General features: G+C 70.5%; 21 protein-coding genes. 17 read left to right on the forward strand and 4 right to left on the reverse strand.

What is annotated here, in order from left to right; all coding sequences use genetic code 11:
• Positions 1-27: 27 nt before the first annotated feature.
• From map to K1T34_RS22060, 12 genes are all read left to right on the forward strand, one after another.
• Positions 28-804, forward strand: coding sequence for a type I methionyl aminopeptidase (gene map / locus K1T34_RS22005; protein ID WP_220246094.1), 777 nt, complete (start codon positions 28-30; stop codon positions 802-804).
• Between the two features lie 329 nt (positions 805-1,133).
• Positions 1,134-1,355 (forward strand): translation initiation factor IF-1, encoded by a 222-nt coding sequence (infA, locus tag K1T34_RS22010; RefSeq protein ID WP_004558881.1) that lies wholly within the window; start codon positions 1,134-1,136, stop codon positions 1,353-1,355.
• A gap of 37 nt (positions 1,356-1,392) precedes the next feature.
• Complete coding sequence (rpmJ, locus tag K1T34_RS22015; protein ID WP_004558882.1) at positions 1,393-1,506, forward strand: 50S ribosomal protein L36; 114 nt, start codon at positions 1,393-1,395, stop codon at positions 1,504-1,506.
• Between the two features lie 204 nt (positions 1,507-1,710).
• Complete coding sequence (gene rpsM, locus K1T34_RS22020) at positions 1,711-2,091, forward strand: 30S ribosomal protein S13 (protein WP_220246095.1); 381 nt, start codon at positions 1,711-1,713, stop codon at positions 2,089-2,091.
• The gene (locus tag K1T34_RS22025) at positions 2,088-2,273 is read left to right on the forward strand and encodes a hypothetical protein (RefSeq protein WP_220246096.1); all 186 of its coding nucleotides are present in this window, start codon (positions 2,088-2,090) and stop codon (positions 2,271-2,273) included. Before rpsM ends, K1T34_RS22025 begins: the two co-directional genes overlap by 4 nt.
• An 18-nt stretch (positions 2,274-2,291) precedes the next feature.
• Positions 2,292-2,699 carry a 30S ribosomal protein S11 gene (rpsK, locus tag K1T34_RS22030; RefSeq protein WP_004558885.1) on the forward strand — a complete coding sequence of 136 codons (408 nt, stop codon included), beginning with the start codon at positions 2,292-2,294 and terminating at the stop codon, positions 2,697-2,699.
• A 23-nt stretch (positions 2,700-2,722) separates the two neighbouring features.
• A complete protein-coding gene (gene rpsD, locus K1T34_RS22035) occupies positions 2,723-3,328 on the forward strand; it encodes a 30S ribosomal protein S4 (protein WP_220246097.1) in 606 nt (201 codons plus the stop codon).
• Between the two features lie 107 nt (positions 3,329-3,435).
• Positions 3,436-4,509, forward strand: a complete 1,074-nt coding sequence (locus tag K1T34_RS22040; RefSeq protein WP_220246098.1) for a DNA-directed RNA polymerase subunit alpha — start codon at positions 3,436-3,438, stop codon at positions 4,507-4,509.
• Between the two features lie 43 nt (positions 4,510-4,552).
• Positions 4,553-5,122 (forward strand): 50S ribosomal protein L17, encoded by a 570-nt coding sequence (gene rplQ, locus K1T34_RS22045; RefSeq protein ID WP_220246099.1) that lies wholly within the window; start codon positions 4,553-4,555, stop codon positions 5,120-5,122.
• A 73-nt stretch (positions 5,123-5,195) separates the two neighbouring features.
• Entirely contained in the window at positions 5,196-6,032 is an 837-nt protein-coding gene (gene truA / locus K1T34_RS22050) for a tRNA pseudouridine(38-40) synthase TruA (protein ID WP_255638638.1), read from the forward strand.
• Positions 6,033-6,043: 11 nt separating this feature from the next.
• On the forward strand, positions 6,044-6,673 hold the full coding sequence (locus tag K1T34_RS22055; protein WP_220246100.1) for a class I SAM-dependent methyltransferase: 630 nt from the start codon (positions 6,044-6,046) through the stop codon (positions 6,671-6,673).
• A 112-nt stretch (positions 6,674-6,785) separates the two neighbouring features.
• On the forward strand, positions 6,786-7,460 hold the full coding sequence (locus K1T34_RS22060; protein ID WP_220246101.1) for an alpha/beta fold hydrolase: 675 nt from the start codon (positions 6,786-6,788) through the stop codon (positions 7,458-7,460).
• A gap of 58 nt (positions 7,461-7,518) precedes the next feature.
• Here K1T34_RS22060 and K1T34_RS22065 read toward each other — a convergent pair whose 3' ends face one another.
• Both K1T34_RS22065 and eccE read right to left on the reverse strand, forming a co-directional pair.
• The gene (locus tag K1T34_RS22065) at positions 7,519-8,238 is read right to left on the reverse strand and encodes a hypothetical protein (RefSeq protein WP_220246102.1); all 720 of its coding nucleotides are present in this window, start codon (positions 8,236-8,238) and stop codon (positions 7,519-7,521) included.
• On the reverse strand, positions 8,235-9,473 hold the full coding sequence (gene eccE / locus K1T34_RS22070) for a type VII secretion protein EccE (RefSeq protein WP_220246103.1): 1,239 nt from the start codon (positions 9,471-9,473) through the stop codon (positions 8,235-8,237). Before eccE ends, K1T34_RS22065 begins: the two co-directional genes overlap by 4 nt.
• 552 nt (positions 9,474-10,025) lie before the next feature.
• On the opposite strand from eccE, the gene eccB reads away from it, so the two are divergent.
• Genes eccB through K1T34_RS22085 form a run of 3 tightly spaced genes read left to right on the forward strand, consistent with a single transcriptional unit; the run spans position 10,026 to position 13,164 of the window.
• Positions 10,026-11,669: a type VII secretion protein EccB gene (gene eccB, locus K1T34_RS22075; protein ID WP_220246104.1), complete on the forward strand. Its 1,644-nt coding sequence runs from the start codon at positions 10,026-10,028 to the stop codon at positions 11,667-11,669.
• A 53-nt stretch (positions 11,670-11,722) separates the two neighbouring features.
• Positions 11,723-12,052 (forward strand): hypothetical protein, encoded by a 330-nt coding sequence (locus tag K1T34_RS22080; protein ID WP_255638639.1) that lies wholly within the window; start codon positions 11,723-11,725, stop codon positions 12,050-12,052.
• A complete protein-coding gene (locus K1T34_RS22085; protein WP_220246105.1) occupies positions 12,049-13,164 on the forward strand; it encodes a WXG100 family type VII secretion target in 1,116 nt (371 codons plus the stop codon). The genes K1T34_RS22080 and K1T34_RS22085 overlap by 4 nt, the downstream gene beginning before the upstream one ends.
• A 66-nt stretch (positions 13,165-13,230) precedes the next feature.
• On the opposite strand, the gene K1T34_RS22090 is transcribed toward K1T34_RS22085, so the two are convergent.
• Both K1T34_RS22090 and eccD read right to left on the reverse strand, forming a co-directional pair.
• Entirely contained in the window at positions 13,231-14,892 is a 1,662-nt protein-coding gene (locus tag K1T34_RS22090; RefSeq protein ID WP_220246106.1) for a S8 family serine peptidase, read from the reverse strand.
• Between the two features lie 8 nt (positions 14,893-14,900).
• The gene (gene eccD, locus K1T34_RS22095; RefSeq protein ID WP_220246107.1) at positions 14,901-16,268 is read right to left on the reverse strand and encodes a type VII secretion integral membrane protein EccD; all 1,368 of its coding nucleotides are present in this window, start codon (positions 16,266-16,268) and stop codon (positions 14,901-14,903) included.
• A gap of 404 nt (positions 16,269-16,672) precedes the next feature.
• On the opposite strand from eccD, the gene eccCa reads away from it, so the two are divergent.
• Positions 16,673-20,683, forward strand: coding sequence for a type VII secretion protein EccCa (gene eccCa / locus K1T34_RS22100; RefSeq protein WP_220246108.1), 4,011 nt, complete (start codon positions 16,673-16,675; stop codon positions 20,681-20,683).
• Between the two features lie 58 nt (positions 20,684-20,741).
• A complete protein-coding gene (locus tag K1T34_RS22105) occupies positions 20,742-22,775 on the forward strand; it encodes a type VII secretion-associated protein (protein ID WP_255638640.1) in 2,034 nt (677 codons plus the stop codon).
• Positions 22,776-22,777: the final 2 nt, after the last annotated feature.

The raw sequence follows: 22,777 nt of genomic DNA on the forward strand, positions 1-22,777 counted from the left end.
GTTCTGCAAGTGCTCCGCCGTGGGCGCATGATCGAGGTCAAGACGCCGGGCGAGCTGCAGGCGATGCGGGCGGCCGGGCTGGTCGTCGCGAGGACGCTGTCCGCCGTGCGCGAGCGTGCGCAGGTCGGTGTCAGCACTGCCGAGCTCGACGAGCTGGCCGAGCAGACGATCCGCGACGCGGGGGCCGTGCCGTCCTTCAAGGGTTACCACGGTTTCCCCGCGTCGATCTGCGCGTCGGTGAACGAGCAGATCGTCCACGGCATCCCGTCGAGCCGGCAGGTGCTGGGCGACGGTGACCTGATCTCGGTCGACTGCGGCGCCATCCTCGACGGCTGGCACGGCGACTCCGCCGTGACGCTCGCGATCGGCGCCGTCAGCGAGAAGGACCTCGCGCTGTCCGCCGCCACGGAGAAGTCCATGTGGGCCGGCATCGAGGCCGTGCGCGCGGGCGGGCGGCTCACCGACATCTCGTTCGCCGTGCAGACCGCGGCCGAGAAGGCCGGCCGCGACAACGGCGTCGAGTACGGGATGATCCTCGAGTACGGCGGCCACGGCATTGGCCGCCAGATGCACATGGACCCGTTCCTGCCCAACGTCGGCAAGCCCGGCAAGGGCCCGCGGCTCAAGGTCGGCATGGCGCTCGCGATCGAGCCCATGCTCACCGGGGGCGGCGGCGAGACCGTGGAGCTCGAGGACGGCTGGACCGTGGTCACGGCCGACGGCTCCCGCGCGTCGCACTGGGAGCACACCGTCGCCATCACCGAGGACGGTCCCTGGGTGCTCACCGCGCCCGAAGAGGACTGACGAGGGCTGGCACTGCCGCTCACCCGGCTGGAAAAGTTCACCTGACCAGGCGATTCTCGCAGGTCGGCTCGTTTTCAGGCATACTGGAACCCTGGCGCCCGACCGCCGGCTTGTAGCACAGTTACCCCCCGTTTGGGGGTCGCGACACGAGTCGCGTACTCTGTCAAGTCGGCGTACTCATCGCGCCGGTTCCTGCGCGCTCGTGAACTCTCGCGAACACTCGGAGTCGGGGTGGAGTGTGCCGGAGCAGCACCCCAGTAAGCAAGGGACTCGAGCTCAAACCGATCACGCTGTGTGCATCAAGCGTGCATTCAGGGATTGCGGAGGACATGGCTAAGAAAGACGGGGCCATCGAGGTCGAAGGCCGCGTGGTCGAGCCGCTCCCCAACGCGATGTTCCGCGTCGAGTTGGAGAACGGCCACAAAGTTCTTGCCCACATCAGCGGCAAGATGCGGCAGCACTACATCCGCATCCTGCCCGAGGACAGGGTCGTCGTGGAGCTTTCGCCCTACGACTTGTCTCGTGGTCGCATCGTCTACCGCTACAAGTGATCACGAAGAGCTGAGAAGAAGCAGGAGAGTCGGAGACGTGAAGGTCCAGCCGAGCGTCAAGAAGATCTGCGACAAGTGCAAGGTGATCCGCCGCCACGGACGGATCATGGTGATCTGCGAGAACCTGCGTCACAAGCAGCGTCAGGGCTGAGCACTGCACTTCAGCAGAGCGGATTGACGGCTACACACCCTCCCCGCACCTGCCGGGCCGCGTGAGCGGTCCGGTTCACCCCCGGACTTCAGGCCGGGGCCGGGACACCCGCAGCGCAAGCGGCGGGCACGACAGGCGAGTCGGTTCCGGAACCGGACGGGGAGAAGACCTGAAGACGAAATCGAAGAAGGAGCTATAGCGCCCATGGCACGACTCGCTGGCGTAGACCTCCCCCGCGAAAAGCGGTTGGAGATCGCGCTGACCTACATCTACGGCATCGGCCGTACACGCTCGAAGCAGATGATCGCCGCCGCCGAGCTGAACGCGGACACCCGCGTGAAGGACCTCAGCGACGACGACCTCATCAAGCTGCGCGAGTACATCGACGAGAACTTCAAGGTCGAGGGTGACCTTCGCCGTGAGGTGAACGCCGACATCCGTCGCAAGATCGAGATCGGCACCTACCAGGGCCTGCGCTGGCGTCGTGGTCTGCCCGTCCGCGGTCAGCGGACCAAGACCAACGCCCGCACCCGCAAGGGTCCGAAGAAGACGGTCGCCGGCAAGAAGAAGGCTGGCAAGAAGTGAGCGTCAAGGGCAAGAAGGTCGTGCAGATGGGCGGCGGGAACCGTCGCGGCACGGCTTGTGTCTCGCCCAAGGCGCTCTACGCCCGCCCGATGGCGCTGCGCAACCTGTACACCGACGCCGGGTCGATCATCCGGCGCGGACAGGCCGAAGCGGCCGCCGCTCACCAAGAGAACGCGCGCTAACAGGAGAACCCTCAGAACATGCCACCGAAGTCTCGTACTGCGGCGGGGGCCAAGAAGGTCCGCCGCAAGGAAAAGAAGAACGTTGCGCACGGTCACGCGCACATCAAGAGCACGTTCAACAACACCATCGTCTCGATCACGGACCCCACGGGCGCTGTGATCGCGTGGGCGTCGAGTGGTCACGTGGGCTTCAAGGGCTCGCGCAAGTCCACCCCGTTCGCCGCGCAGATGGCCGCCGAGAACGCCGCCCGCAAGGCTGCCGAGCACGGCATGAAGAAGGTCGACGTCTTCGTGAAGGGCCCGGGTTCGGGCCGCGAGACGGCGATCCGCTCGCTGCAGGCCGCCGGTCTCGAGGTCGGCACCATCCAGGACGTGACCCCGCAGCCTCACAACGGCTGCCGCCCGCCCAAGCGGCGCCGGGTCTGAGGAACGGGGAGGAGTAAGAAGAAATGGCTCGTTACACCGGCCCCGCGACGCGTATTTCGCGTCGCCTCAAGGTTGACCTCATCGGCGGCGACCAGGCTTTCGAGCGTCGCCCCTACCCGCCGGGCCAGCACGGCCGCGGGCGCATCAAGGAGTCCGAGTACCTCCTGCAGTCGCAGGAGAAGCAGAAGGCTCGCTACACCTACGGCGTTCTCGAGCGCCAGTTCGTCCGGTACTACAAGGAAGCCGTCCGGCGTCCCGGTAAGACCGGTGAGAACCTGCTGCAGATCCTCGAGTCCCGGCTGGACAACGTGATCTACCGCGCCGGCATCGCCCGCACGCGCCGCCAGGCGCGCCAGCTGGTGAGCCACGGCCACTTCCTGGTCAACGGCGTGAAGGTCAACGTCCCGTCCTTCCAGGTCTCCAAGTGGGACATCATCGACGTGCGGCCGAAGTCGTTCACGATGCTGCCCCTCGTGGTGGCGAAGGAGTCCTTCGGCGAGCGCCCCATTCCGGCGTGGCTGCAGGTCGTCCAGTCCAACCTCCGCGTGCTGGTCCACCAGCTGCCGGAGCGTGCGCAGATCGACGTTCCGGTTCAGGAACAGCTGATCGTCGAGCTCTACTCCAAGTAACCCGGCTTCCGGGCCGAGTTACGGGCGGCGGCGCCCGAAGTGCGCCGCCGCCGCGCCATCCCTTCGACGTCATATGGCGGGCGTCGTCTGGAAAGGAATTAGGAAAAATGCTGATTTCCCAGCGGCCGGCTCTCGGCGAAGAGACGGTCAACGAGACCCGCTCCCGGTTCACCATCGAACCGCTGGAGCCCGGCTTCGGCTACACGCTCGGCAACTCGCTGCGGCGCACGCTGCTGTCGTCCATTCCGGGCGCGGCCGTGACGAGCATCCGCATCGACGGCGTGCTGCACGAATTCACCACCGTTCCCGGGGTGAAGGAAGACGTCACCGACATCATCCTGAACCTCAAGGAGCTCGTGGTGTCCTCGGAAGAGGACGAGCCGGTCACCATGTACCTGCGCAAGCAGGGCCCCGGTGAGGTCACGGCTGCCGACATCGTGCCCCCGGCCGGCGTCACCGTGCACAACCCGGACCTTCACATCGCGGCGCTGAACGGCAAGGGCAAGCTCGAGATCGAGCTCGTCGTCGAGCGCGGCCGCGGTTACGTTCCGGCCCTGCAGAACAAGCAGGCCGGCGCCGAGATCGGCCGTATCCCGGTCGACTCGATCTACTCGCCGGTGCTGAAGGTGACGTACAAGGTCGAGGCCACTCGTGTCGAGCAGCGCACCGACTTCGACAAGCTGATCCTGGACGTCGAGACCAAGCCGTCGATCACGCCGCGCGACGCGGTCGCGTCGGCGGGCAAGACGCTGGTGGAGCTGTTCGGTCTCGCTCGCGAGCTGAACGTCGACGCCGAAGGCATCGAGATCGGCCCGTCGCCGCAGGAAGCGGACACCATCGCCGCCTACGCGATGCCGATCGAGGACCTGGACCTCACCGTCCGGTCGTACAACTGCCTCAAGCGCGAAGGCATCCACACGGTGGGCGAGCTCGTCTCGCGCAGCGAGGCGGACCTGCTCGACATCCGCAACTTCGGTGCGAAGTCGATCGACGAGGTCAAGCTGAAGCTGGTCGGTCTCGGCCTGGCGCTCAAGGACAGCCCGCCCGGGTTCGACCCGACCGCGGCTGCCGCCAGCTACGACGGTGAGGGCTGGTCGGGAAGCGTCGCCGGCATCGGCGGCGGGATTTCGGACGAGGGCCACGACGATGGCCAGGACTACGCAGAGACGGAGCAGCTGTAAGGCCGCGTAGGCCTGGAGCTGTGCAGCTGAACTAGGAGAACCAATGCCCACCCCTACCAAGGGAGCCCGGCTCGGCGGCTCGTCCGCGCACGAGCGGCTGATCCTGGCCAACCTGGCCTCGCAGCTGTTCGAGCACGGCAAGATCACCACGACCGAGGCGAAGGCCCGCCGGGTGCGCCCGCTGGCCGAGAAGCTGATCACCAAGGCGAAGCGGGGCGACCTGCACAACCGTCGCCAGGTGCAGAAGGTCGTGCGTGACAAGGACGTCGTGCACAAGCTCTTCGCCGAGATCGGTCCGCACTTCGCGGAGCGCGCCGGCGGTTACACCCGCATCACCAAGACGATGCCGCGCAAGGGCGACAACGCCGCCATGGCCGTCATCGAACTGGTCGCGGAGAAGACCGTGACGTCGGAAGCCGAGCGGGCTCGCAACACGAAGTTCGCGAAGGACGAGAAGCCGGCCGAGGCTGCCGTGGTCGAAGAGACCACGTCGGAAGAAGCCGTCGCCGAGGCTCCGGCCGAGGAGACCACCGAGGCCGCGGCTTCGGAAGAGGCTTCGGCCGAGTCGGACTCGGACGAGGCCGCTGACGACGCGGACGCCAAGAAGGACTGAAGTCCTGACGGCACAGTCGACACCGGACGAGCCCGCCACTCCCTCCGGGGAGGGCGGGCTCGTTCGTCTGCGCTTGGACGTGTCCTACGACGGCACGGACTTTTCCGGCTGGGCCCGCCAGCCCGGCCGGCGCACCGTGCAGGCCGAGTTGGAAGCGGCCCTGCAGCGCCAGCCTCCGGGCGCGTCCGTGCCCAAGTCCGTGGTCGTCGCGGGCCGCACGGACGCCGGGGTGCACGCGACGGGTCAGGTCGTGCACGTGGACGTCGTCCCGCTGGAGCCCGGTGCTCCCGGCCGCGTGCCGGTTGACGCGCACGGCATCCCGGACCTCACGCGCATGACGGGCCGCTGGAACAAGCTGATGCCCGCAGACGTGCGCGTGCTCCGCGCCCGCGTCGCCCCTGCGGGCTTCGACGCCCGCTTCTCGGCCATCCGCCGCCACTACCGCTATCGCGTCTCAGACGCGCCGTGGGGCGTCGATCCGCTGCGTCGCAACGATACCCTCGCCTGGGGCCGTCCACTGTCGACGGACGCGATGAACGAGGCCGCCGCGGACCTGCTCGGCCTGCAGGACTTCGCCGCCTACTGCAAGCAGCGCGAGGGCGGCACCACGATCCGTGAGCTGCAGCAGCTGGAGTGGACCCGGCTCGACGAGCACCTGCTGGAAGTCCGCGTCTCCGCCGACGCCTTCTGTCACTCGATGGTCCGCAGCCTCGTCGGTGTGCTGCTGATGGTCGGCGACGGCCGCCGCGCCCGCTCCTGGCCCGCCGAGGTCCTCTCCAGCGGCAAGCGGGACAGCGCCGTCGCGCCGGCCCACGGCCTCACGCTCACCGCCGTGGACTACCCGCCGGACGCAGAACTCGCCGCGCGCGCCGAGCAGACGCGCAACGTCCGCTCCGCCGACGACCTGTAGCTTCTCTCCGCATGGGGGAGCACCAGGACGAGACCAGGGCGGCCTACGACGGCGTCGTCGAGCTGTACGCGTCGCTCTTCGCCGACCGGCAGCTGGAGACGATGCCGTTCACGCGGACCATGGTCCGCACCTTCGCCGAGCTGGTCGCCGCGACGGGCAACTCGCGCGTGGCCGACATCGGCTGCGGTCCTGGGCACATCACCGCGTTTCTGGCCGACCAGGGGCTGGCCGCCCGGGGCCTCGACCTGTCTCCTGGCATGGTCGAGCACGCCCGGAAGTCGTTCCCGGTGCTGCGCTTCGACGAGGCCCGGACGGAAGCCCTGCCGCTCGAGGACGGCTCCCTCGGCGGCGTGGTGGCCCACTACTCGCTGATCCACACCCCGCCGGCGGAAGTGCCCGCGCTGCTCGCCGAGCTGACGCGCGTCCTGGCCCCGGGCGGTCTGTCGCTGGTCTCGTTCTTCGCGACCGACGCACCGGAGCCGGTCCGCTTCGACCACAAGGTCGCACCCGCCTACAGCTGGCCGGTCGACCGCTTCGCCGAGCTGCTCGCAGACGCCGGCCTCGCCGAGTCCGCCCGCCTCGTCCACGACCCGCGGTCCGAGCGGGGTTTCCTCGACGCGCACCTGCTGGCCCGCCGCTAGCGGACCCGTGGCGGCGTACGGGCATCAAGGGGCGGCCTATCGGTGGTGCGCCACGCCCTGGGGGTGATGACCTGGGGTGGTCCTCCCTCGCGAGCCAAGAAGGAGATTTGCCATGGCGACGTTCGTCCTCGTGCCCGGTGCGTGGCACGGTTCCTGGACGTTCGAGTCGGTCACCCCGCTGCTGGAGCGTGCCGGTCACACCGTCCACGCGCTGACCCTGACGGGATTGCGGCCCGACGATGACGACACGACGGTCGCGAGCGCCAACCTCGACACCCACGCCGACGACGTCGTGAGCCTCCTGGATCGCGCCCGGATCACCGACGCGACCCTGGTCGGGCACAGCTACGGCGGGATGGTGATCTCCGCCGCTGCCGACCGCGCGGGTGGCCGGGTCTCGCGTCTGGTTCACCTCGACGCCTACGTTCCGCGTGACGGCGAGTCGTGCTGGTCGTTGACCACCGAGGCCTACCGGCAGTCCTTCGTGGCCGGTGCGGCCGACACGGGCCACACCGTCCGCCCGCCCTTCCGCGCCCCGCACGGCGGCGATCCCCGCCGCCGGCCCCACCCGCTGGCCTCCCTCGTGCAAACGATCCGGCTCACCGGCGTCGTCGATCGCGTGCCCCGGCGCGACTTCGTCTACTGCTCCGGCTGGGAAGACGGCACCCCCTTCGCCGGACTCCGCGCCCGGCTCCAAGCCGATCCGGGCTGGCGCGTCCGTGACCTCCCGACCGCCCACAACGCGATGCGGGAGGCCCCGGGTGTCGTCGCCGAACTGCTGATCTGAACACAGCGAAGGCCTCCTCGAACGTGTCGAGGAGGCCTTCACCACAAGCGAAACCGGCTCAGTCGCCCCGGCGCACCGGGCCGAGCAGCTGCTGTTCCTTCTGCGTCGTCACCAGGCGCAGCGGACGCCACAGGTTGCGGCCCAGCGCCACGACCTGGTCGTCCTTCAGCGTGGTCAGCTGGCGCATCATCTGCGGCGGCAGGCGCCAGATGCGGGCCGCCAGCTCGGCCTGGCCGGCGGGCAGGCGCTGCATCAGCACGAGGTCCGCAGCATTGGCCGTCGCGCCGGCCTGCGGGTGCAGGTACGGCAGGACGTAGACGGTCGTCTGCCACGGCGAACGCGGCGGGAAGAGGTCCTGCGGGGTCGGGCCGCCGTCGGTGACCACGAGCAGCGGCGCGTCCTCCGACGGGCGCGGCAGCTCGACCGGCGACAGGCGCCGGATCTGCACCAGGGGCGAGGGCCGGCCGTCGCGGTTGCCGGCGGCCTGGGAGAGCACCTGCCAGGCCGCGGGACGCCCGGTGGCCACAACCACCCACGCACCGACCGCCATCGCGCGCAGCGCCACCTGACGGGCCAGGTACAGCCCGCCCACGAGCACGATGCGCGTCGGCGTGGAGCGCAGGGCGGAGATGGTGAGCGGTTCGCCCTTCAGGCCCGAGCCTAGGACGATGCCGCCGCGGTCGCCCGAGGGGCTGATCGCGTCGAGCATCGCGGGGTCGACGGTGAACTCCGGGGCCACGCCAGGGTTCTGCCCGGCGTCGCGAAGGCGGGTGCTCATGCCGTACCTCCGATCGGCAGGGTCGCGGCGAACGCGGAGATCTGCAGGCCCCGCAACGGCGTCAGGTCGACGTCGAGCCGCTCCGAAATGGACTTGAGCCGCTGGTCGGCGGCCTCGAGCTCACGCGGGTTGCGGGCGCTCACGCGCACCACGCCGCGCAGGCCGATACGGCCCTCGTCCGCGGCAGGGGAAATCGACATGGCGACCGTGGCCGACAGCGCGCGCACACTCGTGAGCGCGTCGAGGCTGCCGGTGATCTTGCCCTTCGGCCAGCTCGTGATCGCGTAGCTGGAGTGCCCGATGCCGGCCGCCGTGACGCCCGTCCAGCTCTCCTGCAGCGTGACCTTCGTCGACGAACCCGCCACGGCCGTGAGCTCCGCGGCGGAGATGCTGGCACGCAGCAGCTCGTCCGGGTCCAGGGGCCGCGTCGGCACGCCCTGCGACTCCAGCGCGTTGCGCACGCGCGACAGCGCACCGATCAGCGCGCGGTGGGCGCCGACAACGCCGCCACCGCGTTCCCGGATCGCCTCCGCGCAGCGGCGCGGGTCGAGGCGGATCGCGATCCACGTGGTGCGCCGGGCCGCCGCGGGCAGCGGGCCGAGCACCTCCATGTACGAACTGAGCGCCGGCGAGTCCGACGGCAGCGCCGCGGAACCCGGGTAGCTGTGCCAGATCATCTGGATCGAGTCGAGCACCACACCGCGGTCCTCGAGGCACGGCGCCAGCGCCGACAGCGGCAGGCTCGGCGCACCGCCGGCCTGGGTGATCAGCGCGGGCGTCGGCTCCACGAGGAGCACCGCCGTCCACGTGCCGTCGTTCCAGGCGAGGCCGACCTGCTGGCGCTCGTGGTCGACGCCGTGCGCCACCACGAGGTCCGGCACGGCCAGGCGCAGCAGGTTCACGCGCGCGTCGTCCGGGCCCGTCACCGTGGTGTTCTCCGCGGCCAGCTCTTCGAGGCTGCTGGGCGGCGGCGGGGTCGCGACGCGGTCGTGCGAACGGAAGCGGTAGCGCAGCGTGAGACCGAGCCACTGGGTGAACCAGCGCCCGCCCCAGCGCAGGAACGCGAAGATGAGGAAAACGGCGGCGACGCCGATGGCGATGAACTTCAGCTGCTCCATGTTGATCGCGAGCAGCACGAGTCCGATCGCGACACCCACCTCGAGGAGCACGAGGTTCGCCACAGGCAGCGGGCCTAGGTTGATGCCGCCGGACCGCTGACGCGAAGGCGGGGCCATGCGGGTCGCGGTCGCAGTGCCACCACCCTGCGGCGAGCCACCGGAACCGGGGCCGTCAGGACCGGGTCCGCCGGAACCGCCGCCAGGCCCGCCAGGTCCCCCCGGACCTCCAGGGCCACCGGGTCCGCCAGGTCCTCCTGGACCACCCGGGCCGCCGCCGCGGGGGCCGGGCCCGCCGGGTCCTCCGGGACCACCGGGACCACCGGGACCACCGGGACCGCCCGGGCCACCGGGTCCACGCGGGACTCCGCCGGGGCCGCCAGGACCGCCCGGCACGCCACCGGGTCCGCCCGGTCCGCCTGCTCTGCCCGGCCGCTGCGGCGGGCCCGGAGGACGTCCTCCGGGTGGCGGTGGCCCGGGGGGCCCTGGCGGACGTGGAGGCGTGGTGACGGACATCCGCGCGTTCTCTTCCCCTCGTGAGTGCTACGTTCCCGGAAAGCCGGTCCCGAGGTGTCCGACCCTAGCTTGAGTTGGTAGAAACCCCACACCAGACGGTCCCCGTACGGCTATCCTGCGGAACCGTACCGCGACGGGGAGGACTGTAGGTCGAGAATGCCATCAACACCCACGACTAAGAGTCAGGTTCAGGCCTACAAGTTCGTCATGCGCCGGATGCAGTCGGCGCTCGTCCGCCGCGACGCGGTGATGCTCCACGACCCGATGCGCACGCACTCGCGGGCGACCGTCGTCGGGGTGATCCTCGGTGTGCTCGGCGCGGTCGTTTTCGTGTTGATCGCCCTGCTCAGCCCGGCTCCCGCCGTGCCGGCGTCGGGCGGCATCGTGATCGGTGAGCAGTCCGGCACCGTCTACGTGGTCACGGGCAATCCGCAAAAGCTGATTCCGACGTTCAACCTCGCTTCCGCGCGCCTGATCTTGCTCGCGCAGTCGCAGCAGCAGACGCAAGGCGCACAAGGCGGAGCGCAGCCCGCGTCGAATGCCGCGCCGGCCGCGGCGGTGAATCCGACCGTCGTCTCCGATGAACAGCTCAAGAATATTCCGCGCGAGAAGCTGACCGGCATTCCCGATGGGCCACAACTTCTGCCCGGTGAGACCCAGCGCATTTCCCCCAACTGGGCGGTCTGTGACCAAGTGGCGCTCGACACGCGGCTGCCGCAACCCGACAGCGTGAACCGCACCGACACCACCGTGATCGGCGGCGTCGCGAACGTCGGCACCGAACTCGCGAAGGGCCAGGCGCTGCTCGCCCGCGCGGACGACGGCAAGACCTACCTGATCTACCGCCTGCAGGCCACGCAGGCGCGGCCCGACGCCAACACCGTGCGTGCCGAGGTCGACCTCGGCGACAACGACCCGGTGCGCGCGGCGCTACAGCTGCCGGCCAAGGCGCGCAAGGCTTCCCAGGCGTTCCTCAACGCGATCCCCGACGTCGGCAAGCTGGTGCCGCCGGTCGTCGATGGCGCCGGTGAAGCGCCGCAGCAGGACTTCGACGGCCTCACCGTCGGCGACGTGTTCTCCACGACCCCGTCGGGCGCGCAGCCGGACTTCTGGCTGATCACCCGCAACGGCATCCAGAAGGTGTCGTCCGCGGTCGCCGACATCGTCCGCACGGCGAAGAACGGCGGCGGGACCAAGATCACCGACCTCGGCCTGGAGAAGATCAACAACGTCCCACGGCTGCAGCCCACCGACGGCGGGTTCGTGAAGGTCGACAACTACCCCGAGCAGACCCCGACCGTGCTCGACGCCACGCAGGGCTCGCCGGTGGCGTGCCTCGGCTGGTCGCTCGACGCCAACAAGAAGACGGCCCACACCTCGGTGTACGTGAGCAAGGGCCTGCCGGCCGAGACGACGAACGCCGACGGCTCGAGCAAGGTCCAGAGCATCAGCAACACCGGGCCGAACGGCCTGCCGATCACCGGCTTCTACATGCCGCCGGGCTTCGGCGCCGTGGTGCAGTCGGCCACCGAGTCGCCCGCGACGTTCTTCAAGGGCCCGATCCAGCTGATCAGCGACCGCGGCCTCCGGTACGGCGTGCCGGACCAGGCGACGGCCGCCGCGCTCGGCCTGACCGAAGCGCAGCCCGCGCCGGAGTCGATCATCGGTCTGCTGCCCACGGGTTCGTCGCTGAACACGCAGGACGTGATGAAGCAGTTCGACTCGGTGCCGATCGACCCGAACGCGGGTTCGTTCCAGACGCCGGCCAACCAGCAAGCCGGTCAGCCGGCCGGGAACTGAAGCGGGTTCGCGTCCGTCACACTCGAAGACAGTCGGGTGAGCGGAGGGATGTCGTGGCAGCGGGGAACAACGCGCTGAACATCGACGGCGAAATCGTCGGCGGCTACGCGGCCAAGGTCGCGGTGGCCGCCGACGAGCTGGACACGGCCGCGGCCGGCGTCGGTGCGGGAGCGATCACGGTCGAGGCATACGGCGAGCTCGGTGGCCGGCTCGGTCTGGACCAGTCGTACGCGCGGGCGTCCGGGGCGTTGCGGCAGCAGCTGCAGGCAGGCGCGGCCGCGCTGCGTTCGGCCGCGGAAGCGCTGGACCAGCTCACCGCCGGCCACGCGCAGCGTGACGCCGACGCGGCCGAGCAGATCAAGCGCGCCGGGGGGCTGTCGTGACCGAGCCGTCGCTGACGTTCGTGTCGGAGCTCGCGGGTGAGCTCGGCGTGACCGACCCCGTCGAGACGTACTACCGGCCGCTGGTCGGCCGCTGGGCCGAGCTCGACGAAGAAGCGCAGCGCCTGCGCACCGCGGCGAAGACGGCGGGCGGCGTTTCCGCCGACCTGGCCGACGAGCTGGGCCGGCTCGACGCGTCGTGGTCCGGGGAGGACGCCGACGCGTTTGTCACCTACCTGGGTGAAATCCGGTCCGCGAGCGAAGGCGTCGAAGACGCGCTGGACGAGCTGGCGGGCGCGCTGGAGGAACTGGCCGGATCGCTGCGCAAGATCGTCGGCGACGCCGCCGACGTGCTCGTGGACTCGGCCGACCTGCTGTCGGAGTCGGCGATGCTGCCGGTCGGTGGCGTCAGCCGCTCGCGCACGCAGCTGCGTGAGACCGGGCAGTCGGTGAAGTCGCTCTACGACGCGGCGGAGGACGTGCTGCAGCACTTCGCGCAGCTGTGCAACGGCGTGGACGCACCGGCGGGGGAGCAGTCGAGCATCGCCGTGCGGCAGCACTACCCGCAGGAGCAGTTCCGGCTGCACGAAGGCGATTCCGCGCCGGCGCAGCAGCCCTCAGCGGTCACCGCGGGGCCGTCCACATCGGAGCAGCCGACGCACGACGGCGCGGCTCAGCAGGCCGCAACTCACCCCGGCACGGTCCACGCGGAAGCCGCGACCGCAGCGACCCATACCGACGCCACGACACCGTCGGCCGACGACTCCGTTTCGGCGTCCGCGGCCGAGGAACTCCACCAGGGCAAGGAAACCGGCGCCGACCCTCGCCTCACCCAGGGCCAGGCGGGCGTGCCGCCGATCGGGCCCGAAGGGCTCGCCCCGGCGCCCGCGCCGGTCGCCCAGAACGAGTCCGGCGGCATGTCGATGATGCCCATGATGCCGATGGGCGGCATGGGCGGCGGCGGAATGGGCGGTGGCGGTGGCGGCACGCGCCAGGCCAAGAACCGCACGCCCGCCAAGCCTTCCGAGCTCCTCGGTGATCCCGCGCCGGTCACGCCACCCGTGATCGGCGAGGACCCTCAGAAGCCCGCCACGGCCAAGAAACCCCAGAACTGACCGAAGGGGCCGTCCACCGCATTTTCGCGGTGTACGGCCCCTTCAGCGTCTTCGGTCGGGTACTGCTCAGCTCGGCGGGCCGGTCGGGCGGTTGCGCCGGATCGTGTGCATCACGAACAGCGTGATCAGCAGCGCCACGATGCCACCGCCGGTGCCGGCCAGCGCCACGATCATCGGCGTCGAGCTCATCGAGTCGGCCGGCGGCAGCACCGCCGTCTGCACCACGGGTTTCGGCTTCGCGAGCTCGCCGACGTCGTTCGGCAGGTTCGCGGTGAGCGCGGCCACGGGGTCGATCACGCCGTAGCCCACGAAGTCGTCTCGCCCGCCCGGTGCGGCCGGGTGCTGCGCGGTGGCCTCGATGCGCTGGATCACCTGGCGCGCTTTGAGCTGCGGGTACATCTGGCGCACGAGCGCGGCCACCCCGGCCACGTACGGCGAGGCGAAGCTCGTGCCCTGGATCGGCGACTGCTGGGTGCCATCGATGGTCAGGTTGGCCAGACCCGTCGAGCCCTCGGCCGGGTCGAGCGACACGATGTCGGTGCCCGGCGCGGCCACGCCGACCCACGGCCCGTGCACGCTGAACGACGCGACGCCGCCGGTTTCGTCGATCGCGCCGACCGACAGCACGTCGTCGGCGAACCACGGCGGCGTGACGATCGAGCGCGGCTTGTTCGGGTCGGCCTGGTCGTTCTGCGGGCAGTCGTCGGAGACGTTGCCCGCGGCGGCCACGACCACGACGTCGTGGTCGGCCGCGTACTTCACCGCGGCCTGTACCTCCTGCTCGCCCTTCTGGATGCTGTCGGGGCCAGTGGCCGCACGGCAGTGGTCCACCGACATGTTGACGACCTTGATGTCACCCCGGTCGGCGATGCCTCGGAGGATCTGGGCCAGCGTGTCCAGCGTGCCCGCGGTGCCTTCCTTCTGCAGCTGACGGGTGTCACCGTCGCTCTTCTGCTGGGGGCTCGTACCGGCGCCGCTGCCGCTGACCTGGCCGCCACCGCCGCCGTTGCCGGGCAGCTGGTTGCCGTTCTGGCCACCGTTCTGACTGCCGTTCTGCCCGCCGGGCGGGGTGCCGGTTCCACCACCGGGCTGGCCGGTGTCGCCGCCGGTGTTGTTCGTGTCCTCGGCGTAGTTCGAGCTCAGCTGCCGGTAGGACACGATCGTGGCGTCGGGGGCGACGCCGATGAAGCCGACCTTCGGGTCGTCCGGGTTGCCCGCGATGATGCCGGCGACCTCGGTGCCGTGGCCGTCGCAGTCCTGCAGACCGCCGGGCTGGTTGTTGTCCGGCGTCGCGACGTACTCACCGCCGGGTTCGACCCGGCCCTCAAACCACGGGTGCGGCGTGACGCCCGTGTCGACCACCGCGACCTTGATGCCCTTGCCGACATTGCCCTTGGCCGCGCGCACGATCTGCTGCGCCTTGTCCAGCTGCAGGTAGCTCTGACCCCACGGGATCGTGTTGATCTGGACGTTGTCGCCGAGGCTGCGCTGCACGCACTGGGTTTTCTTCTGGTAGTTCTTGTCCGGCTTCCCCGTGTCCGCCGGCAGCGCCGTCAGGTCCACCTGCGGCGGAATGGCCCACGTGCCAGCGGCACCGGTGTCCTGCTGCGCCGACGCGGGCGAGACGAGCGCGAACGGCGACAGCACCCCCAGCCCGGCCGCGAGCAGGACGACACCCGTGCGGCCACCGATCCCGAGCCGCCGGACGAGCGGACGTCGCGCGCGCATCTGCTGCCTCACTTGAGGTTCAGGTGGCGCAGCGTCGTGTAGAGGTCCATCACGCCGAGCGCGAGCGGCAGCACGACCGCGATGCAGATCGCCTCGAGGATCTCCACGGTGCGCCGCAGCGGCGGCGAGAAGCGCTGGTTCGGGAAGATCACGCCGACCACGAGCGAGCCCGCGGCGACCACGATCAGGGCGCCGAACACGTACAGCAGCCGGAACTCCGCCGTGGTGGCGAAGAGCCAGCCGACGAGGATGCCGGCGGCGGACACCATGCCGGTGGTGAGCAGCGCGATGGCCTGCGCGCCGTTGGCGTACGCGCGGGCGCGCAGCAGCAGCACGAGCGTGGCGATCACCCCGAGGATGACCCCGAAGTAGCCCGGCGCGGTCGCGGCGAACACGGCGGAGATCGCCGTGGTGGCGCCGCAGCCGATCATCAGGCCGGTCATGTAGTCGTGGGCGATCGCGGTGCGCTGCTCGATGGCCTCGTAGTCCGGGAAACCGGAGTCTTCCTTCAGCTCCTCCGCAGTGCTGGGCACGTGCGGCAGCGGGAGCTTCGCGAGCCAAATCGTGGCGCGCGGCAGGATCGAGATGCAGGCGAGTGACACGGCGACCGCACCGGCGCCCACGCCCGCGGGGGTCGCGCCGGGCACGAGCGTCGCGACCAGGAACGCGATCGCGCCGAACGTGCCGGCCGTGGCCGCGGCGATGAAGATGCGGATGCCGGCGCCGATGATGAGGATGCACACCGCCGAGACGATGAGCACGAGCACCGCGCCCAGCAGCAGGTTCGCCCGGACCGAAAGGCCGGGCACGATGTAGAAGCCGCTCACGAAGGCCAGCGGCAGGCCGCCCGCGGCGGCGATCAGCACGCCGGTGCCTTCGGCCTGGTAGCCCTTCGCGAGCGTCGCGCCGATTGCCACGCAGGCGATCGCGCCGAGGCCGCCGGCGATGGCCGCGGCGAGCGCGCTGCCGCCGTAGAGCGAGCCGCTCATGAACAGCGCCAGCGCCGAGATGAACAGCGCGAGGCCGCCCGCCACGTGCCCGAAGCGGCGGGCCGTCTCCTTGGTCCACGGGCGGAAGCTGTCGGGAGTCGACTCGGCGATGGCGTCGACCACGTCGTCGTACAGCGGCGGCGGCGGGTTCTCGTTGCGCTTGCGCAGCTGCAGCAGCTCGCCGTCCACGACGCCGAGCGACGCCAGCGTGCGGCTCGGGTCGAGCGGGGCGTCGCCGAGCTTGGCCAGTGCCCAGCCGCCGTGGCGCGCGCCACCGTCGGGCGAGGTCTCCTTGGCCATCTCCAGCAGCATCGGCAGCAGGTCGGCCACCGCGACGTCGGCCGGTAGCGCGACGTCGATCCGGGTGTTCGGTGCGACCACCGTCACCCTGCTGAATACCGTCGTGCCCGTTGCCACTAGATGCCCCCGCTCTGAAGAGTCAACTCCCGGGGCAACTTATACCGAACCCTGGAGCCGGGATCATCGACTGTCCGAAAATCCTTGGCGAAAGTACACCCGCCGGACGACGGACGGGCGGCGCGACCAGGTGGGATCGGCCGATTCGGGTCCTCGCTGTCGGTGGTGGGCCGTACACTCCGGGGATCAGAGGAAACGGGTTCGCGGGCGAGGTGCCGGACGTGCCGGTGTCCGTAAGTATCCGACGAGGGGGCAAGCTCGGTGCACTTCCGGGCGTTGGCCGGAAATCCCCGGCGACGTTCGATAGGTTGTCACGCGCGCCCGAGCGCAGGAGCCGGCCGGCAATCGTCGAGTTGGAATAGAGGGGTCCTTCGATGAGCACGCTTCAGTTCAAGAAGTCGCCGAGGTTGGCGGCGCCGCGCCCGCCGGGCGGCGAGGTGCACCTCGAACCCCCACCCGAAGTACCCCGCACGATCCCGGGCAACATCGTCGCGAAGGCGATTCCGGGCGTGATGATCTTCGCCTCGCTCGGGATGATGGTCTTCATGTTCACGGCGGGTGGCAAGAACCCGACCACGATCATGATGAGCGGCATGATGCTCATGGGCACCGTCGGCATGCTCGCCGGCGGTGGCGGTAAGGGCGGCGGGGCCAAGAAGGCCGAGATGGACGAGGACCGCAAGGACTACCTGCGGTACCTGGGCCAGATGCGCGACCGCGCCCGCGAGGCGATGGTCGACCAGCGCGCCGCGCTCGAGTGGGTGCACCCCGACCCGCAGTCGCTGTGGTCGCTCGCGGCCAGCCGCCGCATGTGGGAACGCCGGCAGAACGACCAGGACTTCCTGCACTTGCGCGTCGGCCGCAGCTCCCACCGCCTCGCCACGCGGCTCGTGCCGCCGCAGACCGGCCCGGTCGACGAGCTGGAGCCGATCGCCACCCTCGCGCTGCGCCGGTTCGTGCGCGCGCACTCGATCGTGCCCGACCTGCCCACGCAGATCACCCTGCGCGGGTTCGCCGCGGTGAGCATGCAGGGCGAGCGCTCGCTCACGCGTGGTCTGACCCGCGCGATGCTCGCGCAGCTGGTCGCCTTCCACAGCCCCGACGACGTGATGATCGCGATCGCCACCGCGGGCCGCGCGAAGGAGGAGTGGGAGTGGGCGAAGTGGCTCCCGCACGTGCAGCACCCCACGATGTCCGACGGCATCGGCCAGCTGCGTTTGATGGCCGGCTCGCTCTCGCAGATCGAGCAGTGGCTCGACGAGGAGCTGCGTGACCGGCAGCGGTTCTCCCGCAATGCCACGCCGGCGCCCGACCAGCCGCACGTCGTGATCATCATCGACGACGCCGAGGTCACGCGCGAAGAGCAGATCATCCTCGAAGAGGGTCTGGTCGGCGTCACGCTGATCGATTTGTCCGACACGCTCGGGAACCTCTCGGCCCGCCGCGGGCTGCGGCTGGTGGCCGAGCCCGACCGCCTCGGCGCGCGCAGCGCGGGCGGTGTCGAGTGGTTCGGCCGGCCGGACACGCTCTCGGTGGTCGAGGCCGAGGCGCTCGCCCGGCTGATCGCGCCGTACCGGGTCGGGGGCGGTGGCGGCACGGAGGCGTCGGACGACGAGCCGTTGCTGTCCAACCCCACGCTGCTGGAGCTGCTCGGCATCCCGGGTGACCCGATGACTTTTGACGTGCAGGGCGCCTGGCGTCCGCGGCCGGTGCGCGACCGCTACCGCGTGCCGTTCGGGGTCGGCGAGTACGGCCAGGCGGTCGAGTTGGACATCAAGGAAGCGGCGATGGAGGGCATGGGCCCGCACGGCCTGTGCATCGGGGCGACCGGTTCGGGTAAGTCGGAGTTCCTGCGCACGCTGGTGCTGGGCCTGCTGGCCACGCACTCGAGCACGTCGCTGAACATGATCCTGGTCGACTTCAAGGGTGGTGCGACGTTCCTCGGCCTGGACAAGGCCCCGCATGTCGCCGCCACGATCACCAACCTCGCGGGCGACCTGACCCTGGTCGACCGCATGAAGGACGCCATCGCGGGCGAGGTGTCCCGGCGCCAGGAAGTGCTGGCGAAGGGCAACTACAAGAACGTGTGGGACTACGAGAAGGCGCGTGAGAACGGCGCCGACCTCGACCCGCTGCCCGCGCTGTTCATCTGCATCGACGAGTTCTCCGAGATGCTCACGGCGAAGCCGGACTTCATCGACATCTTCCTCCAGATCGGCCGCGTCGGCCGGTCGCTGCAGATGCACATGCTGCTCGCGTCGCAGCGGCTGGAGGAGGGCAAGCTGCGCGGTCTGGACACCTACCTGTCCTACCGGATCGGTCTGAAGACCTTCTCGGCCGCGGAGTCGCGCGCCGCGATCGGCGTGCCGGACGCGTTCGAGCTGCCGTCGATCCCGGGTTCGGGCTACCTCAAGTACGACACCTCCACGATGGTGCGGTTCAAGGCGTCGTACGTGTCGGGCCCGTACCGGCCCGCCGGCATCAAGGCCGCCGGGCCGGTGGCCACGGTCGTGCGTGCGGACAAGCGCCCGCAGCTGTTCGTGCCCGACTTCGTCGAGCTGCCGCCCGAGCCGGAGCCGGAGTTCGAGCCGGTCGAAGAGGTGGCGAAGCCGAAGGAGTCGGAGGAGGCCACCGAACCGAGCGAGCTCGAGGTGATGGTCGACCGGTTCATCGGCCAGGGTCCGCCCGCGCACGAGGTGTGGCTGCCGCCGTTGGACGAGTCCAACTCGCTCGACACGATGCTGCCGAACCTCAACCCCACCGACGACCGCGGCCTGTCCCCGGTCGGGTTCTTCGGCAACGGCCGGCTGCAGGTGCCGCTGGGCATCGTCGACCGGCCGTTCGAGCAGCGGCGCGACCTGCTGTGGGCCGACTTCTCCGGTGCCGCCGGTCACGCGGTCATCGCCGGTGGCCCGCAGGCCGGCAAGTCGACCATGCTCCGCACGTTGATCATGTCGATGTCGCTCACGCACACGCCCGACGAAGTCCAGTTCTACTGCCTCGACCTCGGTGGTGGCACGCTCGCGGGTCTCGCCGACCTGCCGCACGTGGGTGGCGTGGCCGTGGCCCGGCGCGAGCCGGACAAGGCCCGCCGGATCGTGGCCGAGCTGACGACGCTCATGACCGAGCGCGAAGGCCGGTTCGGCGCGCTGGGCATCGACTCGATGACCGAGTTCCGCAACCGCAAGCGCCGCGGCGAGATCCCCGCCGAGCAGGACCCGTTCGGCGACGCGTTCCTGATCGTGGACAACTGGCGCGCCATCCGCGACGACTTCGACGAGCTCGAGGCGTCGATCACGCGGCTGGCCACACAGGGTCTGTCGTATGGCATCCACGTGGTCATCTCGGCCAACCGGTGGGCCGACCTGCGCCCGGCGATCAAGGACATGCTGGGCACCCGGTTCGAGCTGCGCCTCGGTGACCCTACCGAGTCGGACATCGATCGCCGCGTGGCGGTGAACGTGCCCGCCGGCCGCCCCGGCCGCGGTCTGACCCGCGAAAAGCTGCAGATGCTCACGGGCCTGCCGCGCATCGACGGCTCCAGCGACGCCGAGTCGCTGGCCGCGGGTGTGGCCGACGCCGTCGCGAAGATCCGCGGCGCCTGGCGTGGTCGCACCGCACCGCAGGTCCGCCTGCTGCCGGAGATGATCACCTACGACGAAGTCCTCAAGATCGACTCCAAGCGCAACACGAAGCTGGTGCCCTTCGGCGTCAACGAGGACGACCTCTCGCCGGTCTACCTCGACTTCGACGCCGAGCCGCACTTCTTCGCGTTCGCCGACGGCGAGTCGGGCAAGACGAACCTGCTGCGCCAGATCGGCCGCGGGATCGCCGAGCGGTACTCGCCGCAGGAGGGCGTGGTCCTCCTGGTCGACTACCGGCGCACGATGCTCGGTTTCCTCGAGGGCGACTCGCTGCTCGGGTACGCCGTGTCGTCGAACCAGCTCGACAGCATGGTCAAGGACGTGCACGGGTCGATGACCCGGCGGCTGCCGGGCCCGGACGTCACGCAGGACCAGCTGAGGAACCGGTCGTGGTGGACCGGGCCGGAGCTGTTCATCCTGGTCGACGACTACGACCTGGTGGCCACGCAGACGTCCAACCCGCTCAAGCCGCTGGCGGACTTCCTCGCCCAGGCGAAGGACGTCGGCCTGCACCTGATCATCGTGCGCCGCACCGGTGGTGCGTCGAGGGCCTCCTACGACCCGGTCATCGGCAAGCTCAAGGAGATCGCGGCGCCGGGCATGGTCATGAACGGCTCGAAGGACGAGGGCGTGCTGATCGGCAACATCCGGCCCGCCGCGATGCCACCGGGCCGGGGCGTGATGCTCAGCCGCAAGAACGGCAGGCAGCTCGTGCAGGTGTCATGGATCCAGCCCGACTGATTTCGGTGGCCGGCCGCGGCGTGCGTGGCCGATGCCCGGGCGACGGCAGGAGTGACGGGTGACGGTGCGGGTCGCGGTGGACTTCGGGACCACCAGCACCTGCGTCGTCGCCTCCGTCAACGGCCGCGAGCCGCAGGTCGTGGTGATCGACGGCCAGCCGTTGATGTCGTCGGCGGTCTTCGCGGCCGCCGACGGCACGCTGTTCGTCGGCCAGGAGGCCGAGCGGCAGGCGGCCGTCGACCCATCGCGCTACGAACCGAACCCGAAGCGGCGCATCGACGAGGGTGACCTGCTGCTCGGCGACTCCGTGCTGCGGGTCACCGACGTCGTCCACGCCGTGCTGGGCCGGGCGGTGGCCGAGGCGCGCCGCATCGCGGGCGACGCCGAGGTCGACCTGCTCGTGCTCACGCACCCCGCCGACTGGGGTGCGATCCGCACCCGTCTGCTGCGGCAGGCCGCGGGCCGGCTGGCGCGCGAGGTCGCGCTGGTGCCCGAACCGGTGGCCGCGGCCGTGTACCACGCGGCCACCTTCACACCCGTCGCGCAGCCGGACGGGCGGACCGTGGAGTTCAGCGGCCGGCCCGGAGACGCGCTCGCGGTGCTCGATCTCGGGGGCGGCACGGTCGACGTCAGCGTCGTGCGGCGGCTGCCCGAGGCCGGGCGTGGACCGAGTGCTCGTGGTGGCTTCCAGGTGCTCGCCACCCGCGGCGACCCGAGCTTCGGCGGGGCGGACATCGACCAGGCCCTGCTGGAGCACATCGGCTCGCTGGTGTCAGGGGCCGATCCGGACGCGTGGCAGCAGCTGGTCACGGGTCGCGAGCTCGCCGACCGGCGCCGCCGCCGCGTGCTGCGCCAGGACGTGCGCGGCGCGAAGGAGACGCTGTCGCGCCACACGTACACCGACGTGCCGATGCCGCCGCCGTTCGCCGACGCGCACGTGACCCGCGAGGACCTCGAGAAGCTCATCGCGGCGCCGCTCGGGCGCACGGTGGAGCTGACCAGCGCGGCGATCGCCGACGCCGGGCTGCGGCCCAAGCAGCTCACCGCGATCTTCCTCGTCGGCGGCTCGAGCCGGATCCCGATGATCTCCCGCCTGGTCCACGAGCGCACCGGCGTGGTGCCCACGAGCCTCGACCAGCCGGAGACGGTGGTGGCGCGCGGTGCGCTGCGGGCGGTGCTCGTGGACCCCGACCGCACGGGCGCGCTGCCCGGCGCCTCGGTGGGGCGCCGGGCCGGTGCTCTCGGTGGCGTTCCGCCGGTCGAGCAGCGCACCGACGTCGTGCGGCCCGGCGAGCTGCCCGAGGGCGACGGCCGTACCGAGCTGTTGTCGCGGCCCGCTGCACCACGGGTTCAGCCGAGGCCGCAATCAGCGCCCCAGGCGGCGCCCCAGCCATTGTCAGGGCCGATTCCAGCGGTGCGGCCGACGCCGGGCCGAGGCTTCGCGGGACCTGCTCCGAGCTCGGCGCGTCCCCCTCAGCCGGGTGGTCCAGGCCGCCCGCCGGGACAGCCGTGGCCGTCGGAGACCAGCGCCACCGGCAAGAGCGCCGGCCGGAAGCGGCTGTGGGGGATCGGCGCGGTCGTGGCGGTGGTCGTGGTCGTCGCCGCGGTGGTGCTGTTCGTGGTCAACCGGGGCGGCGACGACCCGGCGGGGCTGCCGGGCAAGACGTTCGTCCAATACGACTTCAGCGTCAGCGCGCCCCAGGACTGGGTCCAGACCTCCGACCAGGTCGCCGAGCGCCAGGTGATCCTGCACCCGCAGGACGCGTCGGCCGGCAACGACCTCGTGGTCGCCCAGGAGTTCGTGATGGACTACGACGCGACCGTCGACCGCGCGCAACTCGTGAAATCTTTGCAAGCGCAGGCGGCCAGGGACCCGAACTACAGCGCCTTCGATCCGGACCTGACGTACGGTGGCCGCACCGTGATCGGGTACCACCAGCGCAAGAGCGACCAGCTCACCGTGAACTGGTACGTGGTGGTGCAAGGGAAGATCCGGGTGCACGTGGGGTGCCAGTACGAAGCCCCCGCGTTGCGGCAACGCGTCGACACGGCCTGCGAGCAGATCGTGCGGACGCTGAAGATCACCAGCTGAAG

Origin of the sequence: Amycolatopsis sp. DSM 110486, assembly GCF_019468465.1 — a bacterium.
Classification (GTDB): Bacteria; Actinomycetota; Actinomycetes; order Mycobacteriales; family Pseudonocardiaceae; genus Amycolatopsis.

Bases quoted from the DNA above. Each gene is read 5' to 3' on its own strand.
- K1T34_RS22055 (WP_220246100.1), top strand. From the start codon at position 6,044: ATGGGGGAGCACCAGGACGAGACCAGGGCGGCCTACGACGGCGTCGTC.
- map (WP_220246094.1), top strand. From the start codon at position 28: ATGATCGAGGTCAAGACGCCGGGCGAGCTGCAGGCGATGCGGGCGGCC.
- eccB (WP_220246104.1), top strand. From the start codon at position 10,026: ATGCCATCAACACCCACGACTAAGAGTCAGGTTCAGGCCTACAAGTTC.
- rpsD (WP_220246097.1), top strand. From the start codon at position 2,723: ATGGCTCGTTACACCGGCCCCGCGACGCGTATTTCGCGTCGCCTCAAG.
- K1T34_RS22065 (WP_220246102.1), bottom strand. From the start codon at position 8,238: ATGAGCACCCGCCTTCGCGACGCCGGGCAGAACCCTGGCGTGGCCCCG.
- rpsK (WP_004558885.1), top strand. From the start codon at position 2,292: ATGCCACCGAAGTCTCGTACTGCGGCGGGGGCCAAGAAGGTCCGCCGC.
- infA (WP_004558881.1), top strand. From the start codon at position 1,134: ATGGCTAAGAAAGACGGGGCCATCGAGGTCGAAGGCCGCGTGGTCGAG.
- K1T34_RS22090 (WP_220246106.1), bottom strand. From the start codon at position 14,892: ATGCGCGCGCGACGTCCGCTCGTCCGGCGGCTCGGGATCGGTGGCCGC.
- K1T34_RS22060 (WP_220246101.1), top strand. From the start codon at position 6,786: ATGGCGACGTTCGTCCTCGTGCCCGGTGCGTGGCACGGTTCCTGGACG.
- eccE (WP_220246103.1), bottom strand. From the start codon at position 9,473: ATGGCCCCGCCTTCGCGTCAGCGGTCCGGCGGCATCAACCTAGGCCCG.
- K1T34_RS22040 (WP_220246098.1), top strand. From the start codon at position 3,436: ATGCTGATTTCCCAGCGGCCGGCTCTCGGCGAAGAGACGGTCAACGAG.
- rpsM (WP_220246095.1), top strand. From the start codon at position 1,711: ATGGCACGACTCGCTGGCGTAGACCTCCCCCGCGAAAAGCGGTTGGAG.
- eccCa (WP_220246108.1), top strand. From the start codon at position 16,673: ATGAGCACGCTTCAGTTCAAGAAGTCGCCGAGGTTGGCGGCGCCGCGC.
- rplQ (WP_220246099.1), top strand. From the start codon at position 4,553: ATGCCCACCCCTACCAAGGGAGCCCGGCTCGGCGGCTCGTCCGCGCAC.